This window comes from Caulobacter rhizosphaerae (assembly GCF_010977555.1).
Classification (GTDB): domain Bacteria; phylum Pseudomonadota; class Alphaproteobacteria; order Caulobacterales; family Caulobacteraceae; genus Caulobacter; species Caulobacter rhizosphaerae.
On the sequence record NZ_CP048815.1, the window covers coordinates 1,060,532 to 1,079,379 of the forward strand.

Annotated in this window: 15 protein-coding genes; 11 read left to right on the forward strand and 4 right to left on the reverse strand. The window is 68.3% G+C overall.

The features are described 5' to 3' along the window. The first annotated feature begins 132 nt into the window (after positions 1-132). Positions 133-2,928: a TonB-dependent receptor gene (locus G3M57_RS04890; protein ID WP_163229111.1), complete on the forward strand. Its 2,796-nt coding sequence runs from the start codon at positions 133-135 to the stop codon at positions 2,926-2,928. Positions 2,929-3,060: 132 nt separating this feature from the next. After that, positions 3,061-3,927 carry an alpha/beta hydrolase gene (locus tag G3M57_RS04895; RefSeq protein ID WP_163229113.1) on the forward strand — a complete coding sequence of 289 codons (867 nt, stop codon included), beginning with the start codon at positions 3,061-3,063 and terminating at the stop codon, positions 3,925-3,927. 152 nt (positions 3,928-4,079) lie between these two features. Here G3M57_RS04895 and G3M57_RS04900 read toward each other — a convergent pair whose 3' ends face one another. Continuing rightward, a complete protein-coding gene (locus G3M57_RS04900) occupies positions 4,080-4,604 on the reverse strand; it encodes a GNAT family N-acetyltransferase (protein WP_163229115.1) in 525 nt (174 codons plus the stop codon). Positions 4,605-4,788: 184 nt separating this feature from the next. After that, complete coding sequence (locus G3M57_RS04905) at positions 4,789-6,051, reverse strand: YihY/virulence factor BrkB family protein (RefSeq protein ID WP_163229117.1); 1,263 nt, start codon at positions 6,049-6,051, stop codon at positions 4,789-4,791. Positions 6,052-6,151: 100 nt separating this feature from the next. On the opposite strand from G3M57_RS04905, the gene G3M57_RS04910 reads away from it, so the two are divergent. The 3 genes from G3M57_RS04910 to G3M57_RS04920 all read left to right on the forward strand — a co-directional run bounded on the left by G3M57_RS04910 (position 6,152) and on the right by G3M57_RS04920 (position 9,418). Further along, positions 6,152-6,913 (forward strand): MOSC domain-containing protein, encoded by a 762-nt coding sequence (locus tag G3M57_RS04910; protein ID WP_163229119.1) that lies wholly within the window; start codon positions 6,152-6,154, stop codon positions 6,911-6,913. A gap of 224 nt (positions 6,914-7,137) precedes the next feature. Continuing rightward, entirely contained in the window at positions 7,138-7,986 is an 849-nt protein-coding gene (gene prmC / locus G3M57_RS04915) for a peptide chain release factor N(5)-glutamine methyltransferase (RefSeq protein ID WP_163229121.1), read from the forward strand. Positions 7,987-8,293: 307 nt separating this feature from the next. Next, positions 8,294-9,418 carry a DUF4167 domain-containing protein gene (locus G3M57_RS04920; protein ID WP_163229123.1) on the forward strand — a complete coding sequence of 375 codons (1,125 nt, stop codon included), beginning with the start codon at positions 8,294-8,296 and terminating at the stop codon, positions 9,416-9,418. Between the two features lie 117 nt (positions 9,419-9,535). Here G3M57_RS04920 and G3M57_RS04925 read toward each other — a convergent pair whose 3' ends face one another. Continuing rightward, on the reverse strand, positions 9,536-10,030 hold the full coding sequence (locus tag G3M57_RS04925) for a SecDF P1 head subdomain-containing protein (protein ID WP_163229125.1): 495 nt from the start codon (positions 10,028-10,030) through the stop codon (positions 9,536-9,538). Then, the gene (locus G3M57_RS04930) at positions 10,030-10,587 is read right to left on the reverse strand and encodes a hypothetical protein (protein ID WP_163229127.1); all 558 of its coding nucleotides are present in this window, start codon (positions 10,585-10,587) and stop codon (positions 10,030-10,032) included. The genes G3M57_RS04925 and G3M57_RS04930 overlap by 1 nt, the downstream gene beginning before the upstream one ends. 156 nt (positions 10,588-10,743) lie before the next feature. Between G3M57_RS04930 and G3M57_RS04935 the strand changes: the two genes are divergently transcribed. From G3M57_RS04935 to clpB, 6 genes are all read left to right on the forward strand, one after another. Further along, positions 10,744-12,153: a M20/M25/M40 family metallo-hydrolase gene (locus G3M57_RS04935; protein WP_163229129.1), complete on the forward strand. Its 1,410-nt coding sequence runs from the start codon at positions 10,744-10,746 to the stop codon at positions 12,151-12,153. A 731-nt stretch (positions 12,154-12,884) separates the two neighbouring features. Then, positions 12,885-13,928: a sensor histidine kinase gene (locus tag G3M57_RS04940; protein ID WP_163229130.1), complete on the forward strand. Its 1,044-nt coding sequence runs from the start codon at positions 12,885-12,887 to the stop codon at positions 13,926-13,928. A 10-nt stretch (positions 13,929-13,938) separates the two neighbouring features. Further along, on the forward strand, positions 13,939-14,277 hold the full coding sequence (locus G3M57_RS04945; protein ID WP_082564498.1) for a response regulator: 339 nt from the start codon (positions 13,939-13,941) through the stop codon (positions 14,275-14,277). Between the two features lie 86 nt (positions 14,278-14,363). Then, positions 14,364-15,107 (forward strand): M48 family metallopeptidase, encoded by a 744-nt coding sequence (locus G3M57_RS04950; protein WP_163229132.1) that lies wholly within the window; start codon positions 14,364-14,366, stop codon positions 15,105-15,107. Positions 15,108-15,144: 37 nt separating this feature from the next. Further along, positions 15,145-15,897, forward strand: coding sequence for an RDD family protein (locus G3M57_RS04955; RefSeq protein WP_163229134.1), 753 nt, complete (start codon positions 15,145-15,147; stop codon positions 15,895-15,897). 114 nt (positions 15,898-16,011) lie between these two features. Next, positions 16,012-18,606 carry an ATP-dependent chaperone ClpB gene (clpB, locus tag G3M57_RS04960; RefSeq protein WP_056753348.1) on the forward strand — a complete coding sequence of 865 codons (2,595 nt, stop codon included), beginning with the start codon at positions 16,012-16,014 and terminating at the stop codon, positions 18,604-18,606. Positions 18,607-18,848: the final 242 nt, after the last annotated feature.

The window sequence follows — 18,848 nt, forward strand, 5'->3', positions numbered from 1 at the left end:
ACACGAAACCCCAATCGCGGCTATCGTCCCGTTTAACGGGAATGCATCCCATAATATGAAATGCCAATCGTGACCGGAACCGCTCGGCGGGCCCGACGTCGCGGGACGGCAAAGGATCGGGAGGAGACCATGATGAAGTCGATCAGATCGCGCCTTTGGCTCGGCGGCTCGGGGGCCGCCATGACCGCCGCCCTGCTGTCGATTCCGGCCGCCGCCCTGGCCCAGAGGCCCGCCGCCGCCCCGGCTTCGGCCGACCAGGTCGACGAGATCGTGGTCACCGGCATCCGCGCCTCGCTGCGCAGCGCCATGGACGTCAAGCGCCAGTCGCTGCAGGTGGTCGACACCATCTCGGCGGAGGACATCGGCGACTTTCCCGACAAGAACCTGTCCGAAGCCCTGCAGCGGGTCACCGGCGTGCAGATCAGCCGCCAGGACGGCGAGGGACGTGGCGTCAGCATCCGCGGGGCGGATCCCAGCCTGAACCGCGTCGAGATCAACGGCTCGTCGGCCCTGTCCCTGACCGTCGGCGGCAGCGACCGCGCGGTCGATTTCCGCGACATTCCGGTGGAGTTCGTCTCGCGCCTGGACGTGGTCAAGTCGCCGACCGCCGACATGGCCGAGGGCGGCATCGGCGGCACCGTGCGGGTCATCACCCGCCGTCCGTTCGATAGCAAGACCCCATACCTGGCCGGTTCGGTCCAGGGCGTCTATTCGAACCTGGCCAAGGAATACGATCCCAAGTTCGCCTTGATCGGCAGCAAGACCTTCTTCGACGACAAGTTCGGCGTGCTGCTGTCGGGCACCTGGGAAAAGCGCCACCTCAACAGCAACAACGCCCGCACCACCGGCTGGATTCGCCGGGCGGCCACCGCCACGGGGGCCGGCGCCACGCCGGGCCGCAGCACCGACGTCAACGGCGACGGCGCGCTGGACTGGATCCCCGAGATCCCGCGCCTGATCATCGACCGCCGCGTGACCGAGCGGAAGGCGCTGAGCGGCGTGCTGGAATGGCGTCCGACCGACAACTTCAAGGCCTATCTGGACGCCATCTACGCCACCGCCAAGGAGGACGTGAACAGCAGCTTCCTGCAGCTGGGCGCCTCGGGCGGCTTGATCGACTACGCCAACACCACGCTCGGCGCGGACAACACGGTCAACCACATCGAGCTGACCAGCAGCGCGGCCTTCCCGATGGACCTGGCCTATCGCAACATCCTGGGCGACCTCAAGCGCACCCAGTACACCACGGCGCTGGGCGGCGAATGGAAGCTGGACCAGTGGACCTTCGACGCGCGCTTCGACTACTCCAACGCCGAGGTCCAGAACAACGAGATCAATTCCACCGCCACGGTGTTCGGCGTGCCGCGCGCCATCGTCGACTATAAGGGTGGTCAGCGCGCCCCGAACTTCTCGTTCCCGGGCCTGGACGTCACCAGCGGCCAGGGCGTCAACCGCCTGGACGCGCTGTTCAACCCGCGCAACAACACCTCGGACGAGACCGCCGAGCAGTTCAACGTCACCTACCGGCCCGGCATCTCGTGGCTGACCTCGATCAAGGCCGGGGTGCAGGGACGGCAGTTCGAGACCGACCAGATCCTGTATCAGCGCACCACCCGCCTGAACTGCCGCAACGAGGCGAGCAGCGGCGCGATCGGGGCCGTCGACGTGCCGTGCTCGACCATCAGCGGCATTGTCGACGCCAATTCCGTCACCAACGACATCCCGTTCTTCAAGACCGGCGACCTGGGCTATTCGGGCGGCGTCCGGTACTGGAACGACAACACCATGGCGACCTATGCGGCGACCCTGGCGGCCGCCGGCAGGGTCAACGACGTCCACGCCGTCAATCCCAATCCGAACACCGCCGCCAAGTATGGCGACCCCGGCACCTACCAGGCCTTCCTCGATACCTGGTCGGTCGAGGAGAAGACGAAGAGCGGCTACGTCCAGGCCAATTTCGACTTCTCGAACCTGCCGGTCGGGATCAGCGGGACCGTGGGCGTGCGGGTGGTCGACACCAAGACCACCTCGACCGGCTACAACCGGATCCAGACCGGGCCCGCCAGCGCGCCGATCGTCAACTTCGTCCAGGCCGCGCAGAACGGCGGCTACACCAAGACCCTGCCGTCGCTGAACCTGCGCTTCGAGTTCGTGCCCGGCCAGGTGATCGGCCGGATGGCGGTCAGCAAGGTCATGGCCCGGGCCGCGCCCAGCCAACTGGCCCTGCGCCGCAGCATCGACGTGGTCGGCTTGACCGGCTCGCGCGGCAATCCCGACCTGAAGCCGTTCGAGGCCACCGCCTATGACGCCGGCCTGGAATGGTACTTCAGCAAGGACAGCTTCATCTCGGCGACGGCGTTCCGGAAGGAGATCACCTCGTTCATCGTCAACCAGTCGTCGCCGGAAACCATCGACGGCACGGTCTACAACATCACCCGGCCGGTGAACGGGACCGAAAAGGTGATCATCAACGGCCTGGAGATCGGCGGGCAGTACGCCTTCGACTTCCTGCCCGCGCCGTTCGACGGCTTCGGCGTGCTGGCCAACTACACCTACCAGCAGGACAAGGGCTTCCGGGGGCGCAACCAGCTGACCGGCGAGATCCTGCCGTTCCCGGGCCTGTCGCGGAAGAGCTACAACGTCTCGCTCTACTACGAGAACGACAAGTTCAGCGTCCGCGGCTCGTACAACTGGCGCGACCAGTGGCTGATCACCCCGACCGGCCGCGGCAACCTGCCGGAGTTCAACGAGGCCTTCGGCTCGCTGGACGCTTCGGCCAGCTACAACGTCACCGACAAGATCACCGTCTTCCTGGAAGGGGTGAACCTGACGGACGAGGTGCGGATCGAGAACAACAACGCCGTACGCCGCATCGGCAACGAGACCTTCGGCTCGCGCTACTTCTTCGGTGTGCGCGCCAAGTTCTAGGCGACGGCGCGCCCTGGGACCCAGGCGCGCCAGGTGGAGCGACGCGTAAGCCTTCGTCAAATGGGGCCGCGTCGCTCAAACCGCCCCTTCCGACGGGACGGGGTCCTCTTTCTGTAAACGCGTGGCTTGCTCATGACCCAAACGCCGTTTGGCGAGACCTTCCGTTTCAATGTCTGGGACGATGAGGCCGGCGACGGCCTGGGGTTCACCCTGGCCGATCCGGCGGCGTCGCGGCTGGACCTGGAGGTGGCGGCCGTCGAGCGGCCCCAGGTCCTGGCCTTCGCGCCCGAGGTTCCGAACGGCGGGGCGATGCTGGTCCTGGCCGGCGGCGGCTACACCCAGCTGATGCTGGGCAAGGAAGGCGTCGAGGTGGCGCTGTGGCTGAACAGCCTGGGCTACCACGCCTTCGTCCTGGTCCACCGCTTTCCCGACGCGGCCGGCGGCCCGCAGGCGCCGGTCGACGACGCGGGCGAGGCGATGCGGCTGATCCGGGTCCGCGCGCCGGGCCTCGGCGTCGACACGGGTCGCGTGGGCGTCCTGGGGCTGTCGTCGGGCGGTCACCTGGCCGCTTGCCTGGCGGCCGCCTATCCCGACGCCTGGACCGCGCCGGCCTCGGCGGCGCCGGCCCAGAGCGCGCGGCCGGACGCCCTGGTCGTCGCCTACGGACCGATCTCGACCAACGCCGCGGGGCGGGCCGTGGTCGCCGACAAGCCGCCGCTGGAGCCGGCCCAGAAGCAGGCGCTGTACGAGGCCCTGCAGCCGGACGCGGCGCTGATGGCCGACCCGCCGCCCGCGTTCATCGTCTACGCCGCGAGCGATCCTGTCGTGCCGGTCGAGAACGGCCTGCGCCTGCAGCGCGCCTATCTGGACCGCGGGGGACACGCCGAACTGCATGTCTTCGCGGAAGCCCCGCACGGCTTCGCCCTGCGCACGCCCGACCTGCCGGTCGGCGCCTGGCCGACCCTGTGCGCCCGCTGGCTGGAGGCGGTGGGGGTCTAGGGTCTGTGGACAGTTGACGGTTTTGAGCCGAATTCCTCGTCCTTCGACAAGCTCAGGATGAGGAATTCTACTCAACCGCCCTACCAATAGCCCTCATCCTGAGCCTGTCGAAGGACGAGGGCGGCGCCTCAGCGCCTAACGGTCCACAGACCCTAGAGCCCCTTTTCCAGCACCACGAACGACAGCTCGCGCTGCGGCTTGCCGAACCGCTCGCCGACGGGGAACGGCTTGGTCTCGCCGGTCAGGGCGTAGCCCCGGCGCTGGTACCAGGCGATCAGGGTGTCGCGCAGATGGACGACGGTCATGCGCACGCGCCGGGCGCCGCGGTCCCGGGCGTAGGCTTCGCCGTGGGCCAGCAGCGCCCGGCCCAGCTGGCGGTCCTGCAGGTCGGGCCGGATGGTCAGCATGCCCAGGTACCAGGCGTCGGGCGTTTCGGCGTCGGGCTCGATCCAGACGCAGCCCAGCAGCGGGCCGTCGGCCTCGTCGCGCAGGGTCAGCAGCACCGCATCGGGCGCCTCGGCCAGGTCCTGCCTTAGGCTCTCCAGGTCGATGCGCTGGCCGTCGATATAGCCGGCCTCGGTGGTCCATCCGGCCTGGGCGCCCTGGCCGCGATAGGCGGAATTGACCAGGTCGACGAGGGCGAGGAAATCGGTTTCGGCGGCGGGGGCGAAGATCATGGGTTCGATTTAGAGCATTCGTCGCTCGACTGAACCCTCATTTTTTCCGCTCATCCCGGCGAACGCCGGGACCCAGATGGAATGGCTTTGAGGGTGAGGCCAAGCGCGCTGAGCTACTCCAGTCAGACTCTCCGCTACGGGATCTGGGTCCCGGCTTTCGCCGGGATGAGCGGTGTTTTGATGTTCAATCGGGTGCGTCCGGCGGGCGCTTGGCCTTGCCCAGGCCGGTGGCCTTGCCCCAGTAGCGGCCGGACACCCGCTTGACCGTGCCCGCCTCGCGCTGGATGAACTCCCAGGGGTGGAAGGCCAGGCCGACCGTGTCGGCCATGGCCGCGCCGCGCTCGCCCATCGGCTTCTCCGGGCCGGTGGTGGAATCGATGGCGGTCTGGTGCTCGATCTCGGCGTTCAGCTCGGCCCCGACCAGCACGGTCATGATCGAGAACCACATCCAGACCATGAAGGCGATCACCGCGCCCAGCGGGCCGTAGGTGGCGTCATAGTGGGCGACGCGGTTGACATAGACCGAGAACACCAGCGATCCGCCCAGCCAGGCCGCCGCCCCGAACACCGATCCCCAGATCACCCAGCGCCAGCGGGGCCGGGCGCGGCAGGGGGCGAAGCGGTACAGCATGGCGAAGGCGAAGGCCGTCACCGCCAGCACGATCAGCCAACGCAGCGGGATCCAGAACGGCGCCGCCGCGCTCAGCCCGACCCGCTCGAGCACCACCGGCGCGGCGATCAGCACGCCGGCCAGCACCACGGCGTACAGCAGGGCGCAGAAGGTGAAGGCGTAGGTCCAGGCGGTCTTGGTGACGAAGTTGCGCTTCTCGTCCTCGTCATAGGCGATGTTCAACCCGTCGAAGAGCGCCTTCATGCTGGCGTTGGCCGACCAGATCGACAGCAGCAGGCTGAGCATGAAGGCCACGCCCAGCTTGGTCTGTTCCTGGCTGGCCAGGCGCAGCATCTGCTCGCCGATGATGTTGACGACGCTGGCGGGGAAGACGCTGGACATCTCCTGCAACTGCTTCTCGACGGCCCCGACGTCGGCGAACAGGCCGTACAGCGAGACGAAGGCGCCGATGGCGGGGAAGATGGCCAGCAGGGTGTAGAACGTCACGCCGCCCGCCACCGCCGGCAGCCGGTCGACGCTGATCTCGCGGAAGGTGCGCCACAGGATGTCGCGCCAGCCCAGGACGGGGATGCGGTGCGGATGCCGGGCCGCCCGGCCGCGCATCGGCTCGGCCCGGTCGAAGTCGTGCGGCGGCATGGCCCGGTCTTCCGACAGGCCGGGCGGATGGTCCAGCGGCGTCTCGTTCGGCCCGTGGCCGGGCCGGGGCTTGGGCAGGACGAAGGGGACCAGGGCCAGCAGGGCGATCCAGGGGGCCAGGTGATAGGGCCGCGAGGCGATCCACGACCGGATCGGGCGTCGCGGAACGGTGTCTGTCATGGCCTGGCCCTCCGGTGGGGGAACACGTCCGGCCCGGCTCCGTTCCGCGCGGTCAGGCTTCACCTTGCCAAGCTCCGAGTCGTCGACGACCTTGCGCGTCATGCAAGCCCAGGTCGTCAGCCTCTATCGCCATCCCGTCAAGGGATTCACGCCCGAACGCCTGGACCAGGCCGAGCTGGTCGCGGGCCAGTGCTTTCCCTGCGACCGCCTCTATGCGGTCGAGGATGGTCCCAGCGGCTTCGATCCGGCCGCCCCGGCCCACATCTCGAAGATGAAGTTCGCGGTGCTGGCCAAGATCCCGCAGGTCGCCAAGGCCCGCACGGCCTATGACCCGGCGACCGGGGTGTTCACCGCCCGGGCCGAGGGGCGGGCCGACTTCGCCGGCGACCTGCGCGGCGACGAAGGGCGGCGCGGGTTCGAGACCTGGCTGGCCGACCTGCTGGGCGACGCGGTCCAGGGACCGCTGCGGGTGATCGCGGGGCCGGGCGACTACCGGTTCATGGACAGCCGCAGCGGCTATGTCTCGATCGTCAACCTGGCCAGCGTCCGCGACCTGGCCGACAGGCTGGGCCGCCCCGTGGACCCCCTGCGCTTCCGCGCCAACCTCTATGTCGAGGGCTGGCCGGCCTGGGCCGAGAACGACTGGACCGGACGGACGATGCGGGTGGGCGAGGCGAGGGCGCAGGTGCTCAAGCCGATCGTCCGCTGCGCCGCCACCCACGTCGACCCGGTCACCGCCGAGCGCGACATCGAGCTGGTGAAGGCCCTGTTCGACCACTACGGCCACATGTTCTGCGGGGTCTACCTGAACGTGGAAACGGGCGGGGCGGTGCGCGAGGGGGATGGGGTGGGGCTGGTCTAAGGTTCCGCGTAACTTGATCGCGGGGCCGCCCTCGTCCTTCGACAGGCTCAGGATGAGGGCTACTTTTAGCGACGGTTCAGTAGAAACCTCATCCTGAGCTTGTCGAAGGACGAGGTTTTCGGGCCAAGAACGCCGTGCGCATGTCCTAGGTTTCAGATTGGAAGCTTCTGCGCCCATCGACTTCAAACTCGCCCCGGCGGCGATGACGCGCTAAGGAGCCGCCCATGACCCTGACCCTCGTCAAAGCCTGGAACGCCGCCAAGGATCGTCTGAAGAACGTTCAGATCGACCAGCCGGCCATCGACGCCCGCCTGCTGCTGGAAGTGGCCGCCGACGTCACCCGCACCGACATCATCACCGATCCCTATCGCGTGCTGACCGAAGCCCAGATGGCGACGCTGGACGACTTCCTGAACCGCCGCGCCCGTCGCGAGCCGGTCAGCCACATCATCGGCCGCAAGGGGTTCTGGAAGATCCTGCTGCAGGTCAACAAGCACGTCCTGACCCCGCGTCCCGAGACCGAGGTGATCGTCGACGAGGTGCTGAAGGCCTTTCCCGAGCAGATGCCGTTCAACATGCTGGACCTGGGCGTCGGTTCCGGCACGATCCTGCTGGCGGTGCTGGCCGAGCGCCCGGCCGCCAAGGGGCTGGGGATCGACGTCTCCGAAGAGGCCCTGGCCGTGGCCCGCGAGAACGCCGCCAACCTGGACCTGGCCGGTCGGACGGCCCTGCTGCGCGGCGACTGGACCAACGGCCTGGGCGACGACAGCTTCGACCTGGTGGTCTCCAACCCGCCCTATATCGCCACCGAGGTGATCGAGACCCTGGAGCCGGAGGTCCGCGACCATGAGCCGCGCCTGGCCCTGGACGGCGGTCCCGACGGCCTGGACGCCTATCGCGTCCTGGCCGGCGAGATCCTGCGGGTGCTCAAGCCCGGCGCGATGTTCGCCGTCGAGATCGGCTACGACCAGTCCCAGGCGGTGGAGGACCTGTTCCGGCAGGCCGGCGCCCAGAACGTGCGGACCATCAAGGATCTGTCGGTCAACGACCGCGTTGTCACCGGTACGAAATAGCGGCCAAAGTCGCGGCCACGGTCCCGCCTTGAAAAATCCCTTGGAAACCCTGGCGTGAGGCGGTAGACGGATAAGGTCTCCTTCCAAAACGCCGGGTGACGGGAACAGCGGTCGTCTCGATGGCCGTAAGACTCCCCCGGCAGGCGCGAACGGCCGACCAGGCTGATCGCCGCGCCCGAACCGGGCGGAGGCTCTACGGAAACCAGCGTCTCTAGAACATCGAAGGCAGACCCTAACCGGGTTCACCCCGCTCCAGAGGCCAAACACCGGACGCGCTGATCGCCGCCGGACAGGTTCAGAAGAGAAGATGAGAGATTTCAAGGGCATGAAGCGCCAGCGCGGCCGCAACAATCGCGGTGGAGCGGGTAACGGCGGCAAGCCTCAGCAGCACAACGCCAACCGGGCCTTCGATTCGAACGGCCCCGAAGGCGTGAAGGTGCGCGGCGCGGCCCAGAGCGTCTACGAGAAGTACCAGCAGCTGGCCCGCGACGCGACGTCGTCCGGCGACCGGGTCCTGGCCGAGAACTACCTGCAGCACGCCGAGCACTATTTCCGCGTCCTGCGCGCCATCCAGCCGAATCGTCCGGTCAGCGACATCGTCGGCAAGGACGCCTATTCGGCCTACGAGATCGACTTCGAGGCCGAGCCCGAGGAACAGCCCGAGGCGTCGGAAGCGGTCCAGGCCGAGGCTCCGGCCGAGGGCGAGGGCGGCGAAGGCCAGGGCGGCGAACAGCGTCGCGACCGGTTCGAGAACCGTCCCCGCGAGGATCGCCAGCGCGACGACCGTCCCCGCGACAACCAGAACCGCGACCGTGACCGCGATGGTCAGAGTCAGGGTCAGGGCCGTCGCGACCGCTGGCGCGATCGTGACGATCGCCCCCGTGACGATCGCCCCCGTGACGATCGCCCCCGTGACGACAGGCCCCGCGACGACCGTCCCCGCGATGACCGGCCCCGGGAGGATCGCCCGCGCGATGATCGTCCCCGTGACGACCGCCCGCGGGAAGACCGCTTCCGCGACGAGCGTCCCCGGGAGGAGCGGCCCCGTGACGAGCGTCCCCGCGAGGACCGCGTCCGCGAAGACCGTCCGGTCGCCGCCGAGGGCGCCGAACAGCCGCAGGCCGAAGGCCGCCGCGAGCGTCCGCGCCGTGAACGGGCGCCGCGCGACCGCGATCCGATGGCGGTGATCGAGCCGCAGGCCACGCCGCTGACCAGCGAGGCTCCGGCCTCGCCGCTGCTGCGCAGCCAGGACGGCGACGTCAGCCACGCCCCGGCCTTCCTGGGCCGCAAGTCGACCCGCGCCGAGGCTCCGGCCGAAGCGGCTCCGGCGGCTCCGGCCGCGGCGGAGGGCGAGGCTCCGGCCAAGCCCAAGCGCCGCCGCGCCCCGCGCAGCTTCGAAGGCGCCGCCGCGCCGGGGTCGGAAGAGGCTTAAGCGCCTTCTGGTCGCCCGGTTTCTGGCCGCCCGGTACGCTGGGCGACACCCTCTCTGCTCTCAGCCGTCATCCCGGGCCCTTGCGCCCGGGATTTCCGCGTGGGCGGCGATCCAGCCTCAATCGGTGGGTTTGACGGGATGATCCGGCGCGCCTGAAGGCGCCTTGTCCTTCAGGCCCAACTGTTCCCGGATTCGCCTGGCCAGATCCCGGGTCTCCGGGACCGTCATGCCGCCGGCGATCTGCAGGCTGGACCCCGTGATCGGCTCCGCCAGATAGGGGGCCGACAGCAGGACGCCGTCCAGGCAGATCGGCAGCCTGTCGCCCACCCGTCCGTCCTGCAGCGCCACGAACCGCGCCCGACCCTGGTCGCTGAGCTCGATCTGGACCAACGGCATGCCCAGGTCGCTGAACTGGGTCTCGACCTCCGTCACGTCGCCCGGCCCGAAGGTTTCGCCGGCGATCGAAAAGGCGCCGCCGGCCGGGCAGCGCGTCTCGCCGGTCGCGGCGGCCTCGTCCTGGCCTTGCGCGAGGGCCGGCGCATCGATCGCGCCGAGCCGGAGGGACGCCGCCGCGATCAGCGCCGTGAGCGCGACGGGCTTGTTGGCGGCCATCAGGCGGGAGGCTGCAACTGGCCGTCGTACTCGCATCCGATCAGCGTCTTGCCCGGAAACGCCGGATGATTCGTGATCTTCAGGGACGAACGGTTCTTGAAGCGAAATCCCGATTCCGGATCCAGCTGGGTCGAGTCGTCGACCAGGCGTTCGCCCATGAAGCGTCCGGTCCCCGCAAGAACGTTGGTGACGCCCTGCGCCGCGCCGAGCGCGGTGGCGTCCGGCAGGTCGAGGACCGCCATCATCGCCGAACCCTTGAAGGCCACGGTGCTGGTGGTCTGGCCGAAGACGTTGAGCGGCTTGGGCAGGCGATAGGCCGAGAAGATCGGGCTTGGGGGCGGCAGCCTGACCCAGCCGCGCGCCTTGGCGCCGCCTGGGCTGTCGTCATCGCTGACCGACATCGAAAACCCGACATAGTGGCCGCCGTCGATCTTGCAGGCCAGGATGTCGGCGATATCGACCGTGGCCGGATCGAACGGCGCGGTCTCCGCGGCGTGGGCGGTCGCGACCGAGCACGACGCCAGCACGGCGAGCGCCGCCATAGACTTGATCCGCATGGTCCATCTCCTGTTCGGCGTTCGGCTTTGGTCCCTGATAGCCGACAATCGGGTCCTGGCAACGCAAGGATCGCCGCGGGCGTCGGCGGTCAACCTCGCCCATTGCGCTGGGCGGCGAACCCCGCCTAGCTTCGTTCCACACATTAGGGGACGACCATGCGCGGCAAGACCAAGAGCTTTCTCCTGACGGCGGCCGCCTTGTCGGCCTTGGCCGCGACCTCCGCCAAGGCGCAGGATTCGAGCGAGGCGGCGTTCCGCGGCCTCTACAAGGAACTGGTCGAGATCAACACCACCGCCTCGGTCGGCAGCTGCACGGCGGCCGCGCAGGCCATGGGCGCGCGGCTGAAGGCGGCGGGCTTCCCCGACAGCGACGTGCGCGTGGTGTTCCCCGACGAGCATCCCAAGGCCGGCGCCCTGCTGGCCACCCTGCACGGCAAGGACCCCAAGGCCGGCGCCATCCTGCTGATGGCCCACATCGACGTGGTCGAGGCCAAGCGCGAGGACTGGGCGCGCGACCCGTTCAAGCTGGTCGAGGAGGACGGCTATTTCTACGCCCGGGGCGCCAGCGACGACAAAGCCATGGCGGCGATCTTCACCGACAGCCTGGTGCGCTACAAGCAGGAGGGCTTCAAGCCCCGGCGCGACCTCAAGCTGGCCCTGACCTGCGGCGAGGAGGGCGGCCAGTTCAACAGCGTGCCCTGGCTGCTGGAGAAGTATCCCGAGGCCATGAAGGCCGACTTCGCCCTGAATGAGGGCGACGACAGCCAGCTGGACGAAAAGGGCCAGCCCCGGCTGCTGGGCATCCAGGTCGGCGAGAAGGTCTACATGGACTACAATCTCGAAGTGACCAACGCCGGCGGCCACTCTTCGCGGCCGGTCAAAGACAACGCGATCTACCACCTGGCCAATGGCCTGGCGCGGCTGGGGGCCTACGACTTCCCGATCGCCCTGAACGACGCCACCAAGGGCTATTACGAGCAGAGCGCCAGGATCGAGCCCGATCCCGAAGTGGCGGCCGCCATGCGGGCCATGGTCAAGGATCCCGCCGACGCCGCGGCCGCCGCCGTCCTGGCCCGCGACCCGGGACGCAACAGCATGATGCGCACCACCTGCGTGGCCACCATGGTCGAGGCCGGCCACGCGCCCAACGCCCTGCCGCAGCGGGCCAAGGCCAACGTCAACTGCCGCATCCTGCCGGGCAATGATCCCAAGGTCGTCCGCGACCAGCTGGAGCAGATCGTCGCCGACCCGGCCATCAAGATCACCCTGGCCGCCGACCCCGACCCGGTCAGCCCGCCGCCGCCGCTGACGCCGAAGATCATGGCTCCGGCCACCAAGGTCGCGAGCAAGATCTGGCCCGGCGTGCCGTTCATCCCGGCCATGCTGACCGGCGCCACCGACGGCCGCTTCACCAACGCCGCGGGCGTGCCGACCTACGGCCTGTCGGGCCTGATGGCCGGCGTCGACGGCGACCACATCCACGGCCTGAACGAGCGCATCCAGGTCAAGGCGCTGATGAACGGCCGCCAGTTCCTCTACGAGGTGGTCAAGCTGTACGCGGAGTAGATCGCAGTTGCGCGGGACTGGCTGTTATGATGGACCAACCCGAGATACGTTTTCTTCGGTAGTGTAGGCGAATGATGAAAATCACAAACAGTGTCCCAAAGCCTTTTAGAAGTCGGGCCTTGTTTTGGTTTTTTCTACTCTTACCACCATCGTTGTTCGCAATTTTGTGGTTGTCGGCCTTAGCGTATGCTGACCGTCAAGGTCATATGTTAATCGCGATCAATCCATTGGTTGGCGGCATCTGGTGGTCGCCCCTGGCGATTTTTCTATTCGCGACGTATTTGCCGTATTTATACGTGCTGACTGTACCTGTTTGGATAGCAGCTCGATTAGTCAGCGAGGTCCGCAGCGACGCAGTCTACATATGTACTTGCGCGGCGGCAGGGGCGGTGATGGGTGGACTGGCACTCTTTGCAAAGTGGCTGGCTCCCGAAGAGTCACGGGCTGTTGCTGCGGCGATGTTTGCGGCAATTGGCGGCACCTCTGCACTGGTCTGCTCGCTGCTTACTTACCGGCTACGCCCCGCTAGTCAGCCTAGACACAACTGTGAGCGGACTGAGGACGCTCCGGGCTGGCCTTAGACGAAGCCTTGTTCTGTCTAGACGAGATATACGAAACTTTACGCGGATGGGAAGTAGATCCAGCGGCTCGTCTCCCGTTAAGGATAAGTTCCTGGCCGGATCACAACTTCGACGCTAAGCTCGGGCTCGCTGAAGGGGGCGAACCCGGACATGCCCGGAGCTGCGAATACCGAGCATCGAAACGAGGCCAGCCCAGGCGATGTCGAGGCGCGCTATCGCGCCATCGTCGACACCGCCGTCGATGCGATCGTGGTGATCGACGAAATGGGCCGGGTCGAGGCCTTCAACCCGGCGGCCGAGCGCCTGTTCGGCTATGCGTCGGCCGAGATGTTCGGGCGCAACATCCACATCCTGATGCCCGAGCCCTACCACGCCGAGCACGACGGCTATCTGGGCCGCTATCGCCAGACCGGCGAGCGGCGGATCATCGGCATCGGCCGCGAGGTCTCCGGCCGGCGGCGCGACGGCTCGACCTTTCCGCTGGAGCTGTCGATCGCCGAATGGCGCGAGAACGGCAAGCGCTTCTTCACCGGGGTGATGCGCGACGTCACCGAGCGCAAGCGGGCCGAGGAGCTGCAGCTGCTGCTGGTCAACGAGCTCAATCACCGGGTCAAGAACACCCTGGCCACCGTGCAGTCCGTGGCCGGTCAGACCCTGCGCAACGCCACCGACCTCAACGGGGCCCGCGATTCCCTGAACACCCGGCTGCTGGCCCTGGCCCGCGCCCACGACATCCTGACCCTCGAAAGCTGGGACGGGGCGGACCTGCGCGACGTGGTCGCCTCGCTGATCGGCTCGCACGGGGATTCCGGCCGGTTCAGGACCGACGGGCCGCCCCTGCGGCTGGCGCCCAAGGCGGCGCTGTCCCTGTCGCTGGCCCTGCACGAACTGATGACCAATGCGACGAAATATGGCGCGCTGTCCAACGAGGCTGGGCGGGTGGCCCTGACCTGGGCGCGCGTCAAGGATGACGGGGTCGAGCGGCTGAAATTGCGTTGGGAGGAAATCGATGGTCCTGCGGTCAGCACGCCAAGCCGCCAGGGCTTCGGCAGCCGCCTCATCACGGGCGGATTGGCGCGGGAGCTGGGCGGTGAGGTCCGGCTCGACTACCCGCCGACCGGCGTCGTCTGCACGATCACGTCCGAATTCGCCAAGCCCGGAGAGCCCAGCCGCTTCACCCGCGGCGCCGCCTGAGCCGCTTCGCGTGCTGGTCGTCGAGGACGAACTGTTCGTCGCCATGCTGGTCGAGGACCTGCTGGGCGACCTGGGCTGCGCGATCATCGGGCCGGTCTGTTCGGCGACCGAGGCCGAGGCGGCGGCGCGCGCCGCGGTCTTCGACTTCGCCCTGCTGGACGTCAATCTCGACGGCGAGACCTCGTTCGCCGCCGCCGACGTGCTGCGCGAACGCAGGATCCCGTTCGCCTTCGTGACCGGCTATGGCGAGCAGGGCGTGCGGCCGGACCTGCGCGACGTTCCGGTGCTGTCCAAGCCGATCGACCCCCGGCGCCTGGCCCAGGTGATCGAGTCGTCCCGGGGCGACTGACAGGGCCGGCGCCCGTCTGGCGCGTGGACAAGCGGGGCGCCGATCCGCCAAGGTGGGGCCGTTCCTTCTTCCGCCGGAGTCCCGCCTTGCGTCCCGCGTTCGCCGTCCCGATCCTCGCCGCCCTGGCCCTGTCCGCCTGCGCCTACAATCCCGAACTGGGCCGCCAGCAGATGACCATCGTCAACGACGCCAGCCTGGCCCAGGCCGGCGAGCAGGCGTGGAGCCAGGCCCTGGCCACCAGCAAGGTCAGCGCGAACCGCGCCGCCAACACCCGGGTGCGGGCGGTCGGCCAGCGGGTGGTCGAGGCCGCCGGCCTGGGCCAGCGGCCGTGGGACTATGCGGTGTTCGAGGACAACGCCCCCAACGCCTTCGTCCTGCCCGGCGGCCATGTCGGGGTCACCACGGGCCTGCTGAACCTGGTCGACAACGACGACCAGCTGGCCGCCGTGATCGGCCACGAGGCCGGCCACGTGGTCGCCCGCCACGCGGCCGAGCGGCAGTCGCAGACCCTGACCTCCAGCCTGGTGCTGGGCGTTCTGGGCGCGGCGGCCGGCTCGTCCGACGCCGCCCGGGCGATCTCCAGCTATGGCGGCGGCGCGGCCAAGTACGGTTTCCTGCTGCCGTTCTCGCGCAAGCAGGAACTGGAGGCCGACCGCCTGGGCGTCGACTTCATGCAGCGGGCCGGCTACCGCCCGCGCGAGGCGGTGATCCTGTGGCTGCACATGCAGGCCAACGGCGGCCCCAACACCCCGCAGTTCGCCTCGACCCACCCGTCAGACGCCGCCCGCATCCAGGCGCTGGAAACCTATATCGCCCAGCGCGGGTGGTAGGCGCACGACCTTTGCAAACCTTCAAGCCGGGGGGCTGATGACCGAATCCCATGAGCCGACCGCTCGGAAGCGCCTGTCGGGCGGCTTTTGGCGGCGCGTGCTGGCCGCGCTGATCGACTGGATCTTGGTGGGCGCGCTGGTCTCGACGGTCGGCGCTGTGGCCTACGGCCAAACCGGCGGTCAGGTCCGTGTACAGCAGGCCGTCCTGATGACGACCGCCTGCGCCCCGACCAGGACGGCGCCTAGAGGGCTGGAACTGCCGGTGGGGTTCCGGATCGACAGCGCGGTGCTCTGCACGTCGCGATTCTTCGGACACGAAGTCAATCGCTTCGTTAGGCTCAATCAGGTCCAGCAGTCGGGCAACGTGATCACGACGATGTGGCGCGCCGGCGCGGTCGACCTGGACGGGCGATTTTTGCCGCGCGTCTTCTTCGCCGACAGCCTAACCGGAATCCTGCTGCTGGTCGGCCTAACCCTGTCCGAGGGGCTGGTTGGGACGAGCCTGGGCAAGGCCCTGGCGGGGGTTCGGGTCGTCGATACGCGCACTGGAAAGTCCACCCTGCGCGGCGCCCTGATCCGCAATCTGGTGGTCTACGGCCTATGGGCGACCTTCAACCTGGTGTCGATTCTGAGCGCGATAGGCCTGGTCGACCTCGGCCTTGGAGGTGCGAGCCTGGTCGCGTCGATCGTGTTCGGGCTGGCCGTGCTGGCGGTGTTTATCGCCATGGCCTTCCAGCGACCGGATCCGTTCTATGATCGCTGGGCTGGCGTTCAGGTCCGCCGGCGTTAGAGAGTCTGGGTGGGCGCCCTTGTGTGGCTGAACGGCCACACCTAAATCCCGTCCTGGGCGGCTCGTGCTCAAGCGAGGCGAGCGGCCCAAATCCGCCCATGGAGGGGATACCGCATGAAGATCGATCTCTATTCCGACCGCGCCAAGTCCGCGGTCCAGTCGGCCCAGAGCCTGGCCCTGGCCAAGGGGCACCAGCAGCTGGGGCCCGAACACCTGCTGAAGGTCCTGCTCGAGGAGAAGGACGGCCTTTCCCGCACCCTGATCCAGAACGCCGGCGGCCGGCCCGACGCGGCCGACGCGGCCGTCGACGCCCTGCTGGCCAAGACCCCCCGCGTCGACGGCGCCGGCGGCCAGCTCTACATGAAGCCCGATACCGCCCGGGTGTTCAGCGCGGCCGAGGAGGGGGCGAAGAAGGCCGGCGACGCCTTCGTCACCACCGAGCGCCTGCTGATCGCCATCGCCAAGGAAGGCGGCGACGCGGCCAAGATCCTGAAGGAGGCCGGAGCGACGGCCCAGGGCCTTGAGACCGCCGCCGCGGCGATCCGCAAGGGCCGCACGGCCGACAGCGCCTCCAGCGAGGACGGCTATGACGCGCTCAAGCGCTACGCCCGCGACCTGACCCAGGCGGCCCGCGACGGCAAGATCGACCCGGTGATCGGCCGCGACGAGGAGATCCGCCGCACCATCCAGGTGCTGAGCCGCCGCACCAAGAACAACCCCGTCCTGATCGGCGAGCCGGGGGTCGGCAAGACCGCCATCGTCGAGGGCCTGGCCCAGCGCATCGTCAACGGCGACGTGCCCGAGAGCCTCAAGGACAAGAAGCTGCTGTCGCTGGACATGGGCAGCCTGATCGCCGGCGCGAAATATCGCGGCGAGTTCGAGGAGCGGCTGAAGGCGGTGCTCGGCGAGGTCACGGCCGCCGAGGGCTCGATCATCCTGTTCATCGACGAGATGCACACCCTGGTCGGGGCGGGCAAGAGCGACGGGGCGATGGACGCCTCGAACCTGCTGAAGCCCGCTCTGGCCCGCGGCGAGCTGCACTGCGTGGGCGCCACCACGCTGGACGAGTACCGCAAGCATGTCGAGAAGGACGCGGCGCTCGCCCGCCGCTTCCAGCCGGTGTTCGTCAGCGAGCCGACGGTGGAAGACACCGTCTCGATCCTGCGCGGCCTGAAGGAGAAGTACGAGGTGCACCACGGGGTGCGGATCTCGGATAGCGCCATCGTCGCCGCCGCCACGCTCAGCAACCGCTACATCGCCGACCGCTTCCTGCCCGACAAGGCCATCGACCTGGTCGACGAGGCCGCCAGCCGGGTGCGGATGCAGATCGACAGCAAGCCCGAGGAACTGGACGAGATCGACCGCCGCCTGGTGCAGCTGAAGATCGAGCGCGAGGCGCTGTCCAAGGAAACCGACGCCGCCTCAAAACAGCGCCTGGAGAACCTGGAGGTCGAGATCGATGACCTGCAGTTCCGCAGCGACGAGATGACCGCCCGCTGGAAGGCCGAGAAGGACAAGGTCGGCGGCGCCGCCCAGGCCCGCGAGGCCCTGGACCGGCTGCGCGCCGACCTGGCGACGGCCCAGCGGGCCGGCGACTTCGCCCGGGCCGGCCAGATTCAGTACGGCGAGATCCCGGCCCTGGAGCGTCGCCTGGCGGAGGCCGAGGCCGGCGAAGGCGGCGCGGGCGCCCAGAAGGCCCTGACGCCGGAAGTGGTCGACGCCGAGCAGATCGCCGCCGTGGTCAGCCGCTGGACCGGGGTGCCGGTCGAGAAGATGCTGGAAGGCGAGCGCGAGAAGCTGCTGAAGATGGAGGACGCCCTGCGCGGCCGCGTCGTCGGCCAGGACGAGGCGCTGGAGGCGGTGTCAGACGCCGTCCGGCGGGCTCGGGCCGGCCTGCACGACCCTTCCAAGCCGATCGGCTCGTTCCTCTTCCTGGGCCCGACGGGCGTGGGCAAGACCGAGCTGACCAAGGCCCTGGCCGAATTCATGTTCGCCGACGAGCATGCGATCACCCGCATGGACATGTCGGAATACATGGAAAAGCACTCGGTCAGCCGGCTGATCGGCGCGCCCCCCGGCTATGTCGGCTACGACGAGGGCGGGGCGCTGACCGAGGCCGTGCGCCGGCGTCCCTACCAGGTGGTGCTGTTCGACGAGATCGAGAAGGCCCACCCGGACGTCTTCAACGTGCTCCTTCAAGTGCTGGACGATGGTCGTCTCACGGACGGCCAGGGCCGGACGGTCGATTTTAGGAACACCCTGATCATCATGACCTCCAACCTCGGGGCCGAGTTCCTGGCCAACCAGGAGGACGGGTCCGACGTCGAGGAGGTCCGCCCGCTGGTGATGAACACGGTGCGCGGCCACTTCCGCCCCGAGTTCCTCAACCGGATCGACGAGATCATCCTGTTCAAGCGCCTGTCACGCGCGAACATGGGCGACATCGTCCGCATCCAGCTGCAGCGGGTGGACAAGATGCTGGCCGAGCGGCGCATGACCCTGGCGCTGGACGCCGAGGCCCTGCAGTGGCTGGCCGACAAGGGCTATGATCCGGTCTACGGCGCGCGGCCGCTCAAGCGCGTGATCCAGAAGGACCTGATCGACCCGATCGCCAAGAAGCTGCTGGCCGGCGACCTGGAGGACGGCGGGGTGATCGCCGTCGGCGCCGGGGCGGATGGCCTGGCGATCGGCAAGGCGACGTTGCAGTAAATACCAGCTCAACCGAATCCTTGGCGGGCGCGTCCGATGGGCGCGCCCGCTTTTCTGTCTGGCGGAGACGGAAAAACAGGTCCAGGATGGCGGCTCAGCCCTAGCATATTACAAATATTTATTGGGAACCTTTGTTCAGGTTCTGCGTACGCGCGCGCTATTTAAGAGTGGGTGCAACGCCTTCTCCGCAATGGCCAAGTCTGTCCAGAACAGGCCCAGAATTCGCCTCTTTCGAATGTCGA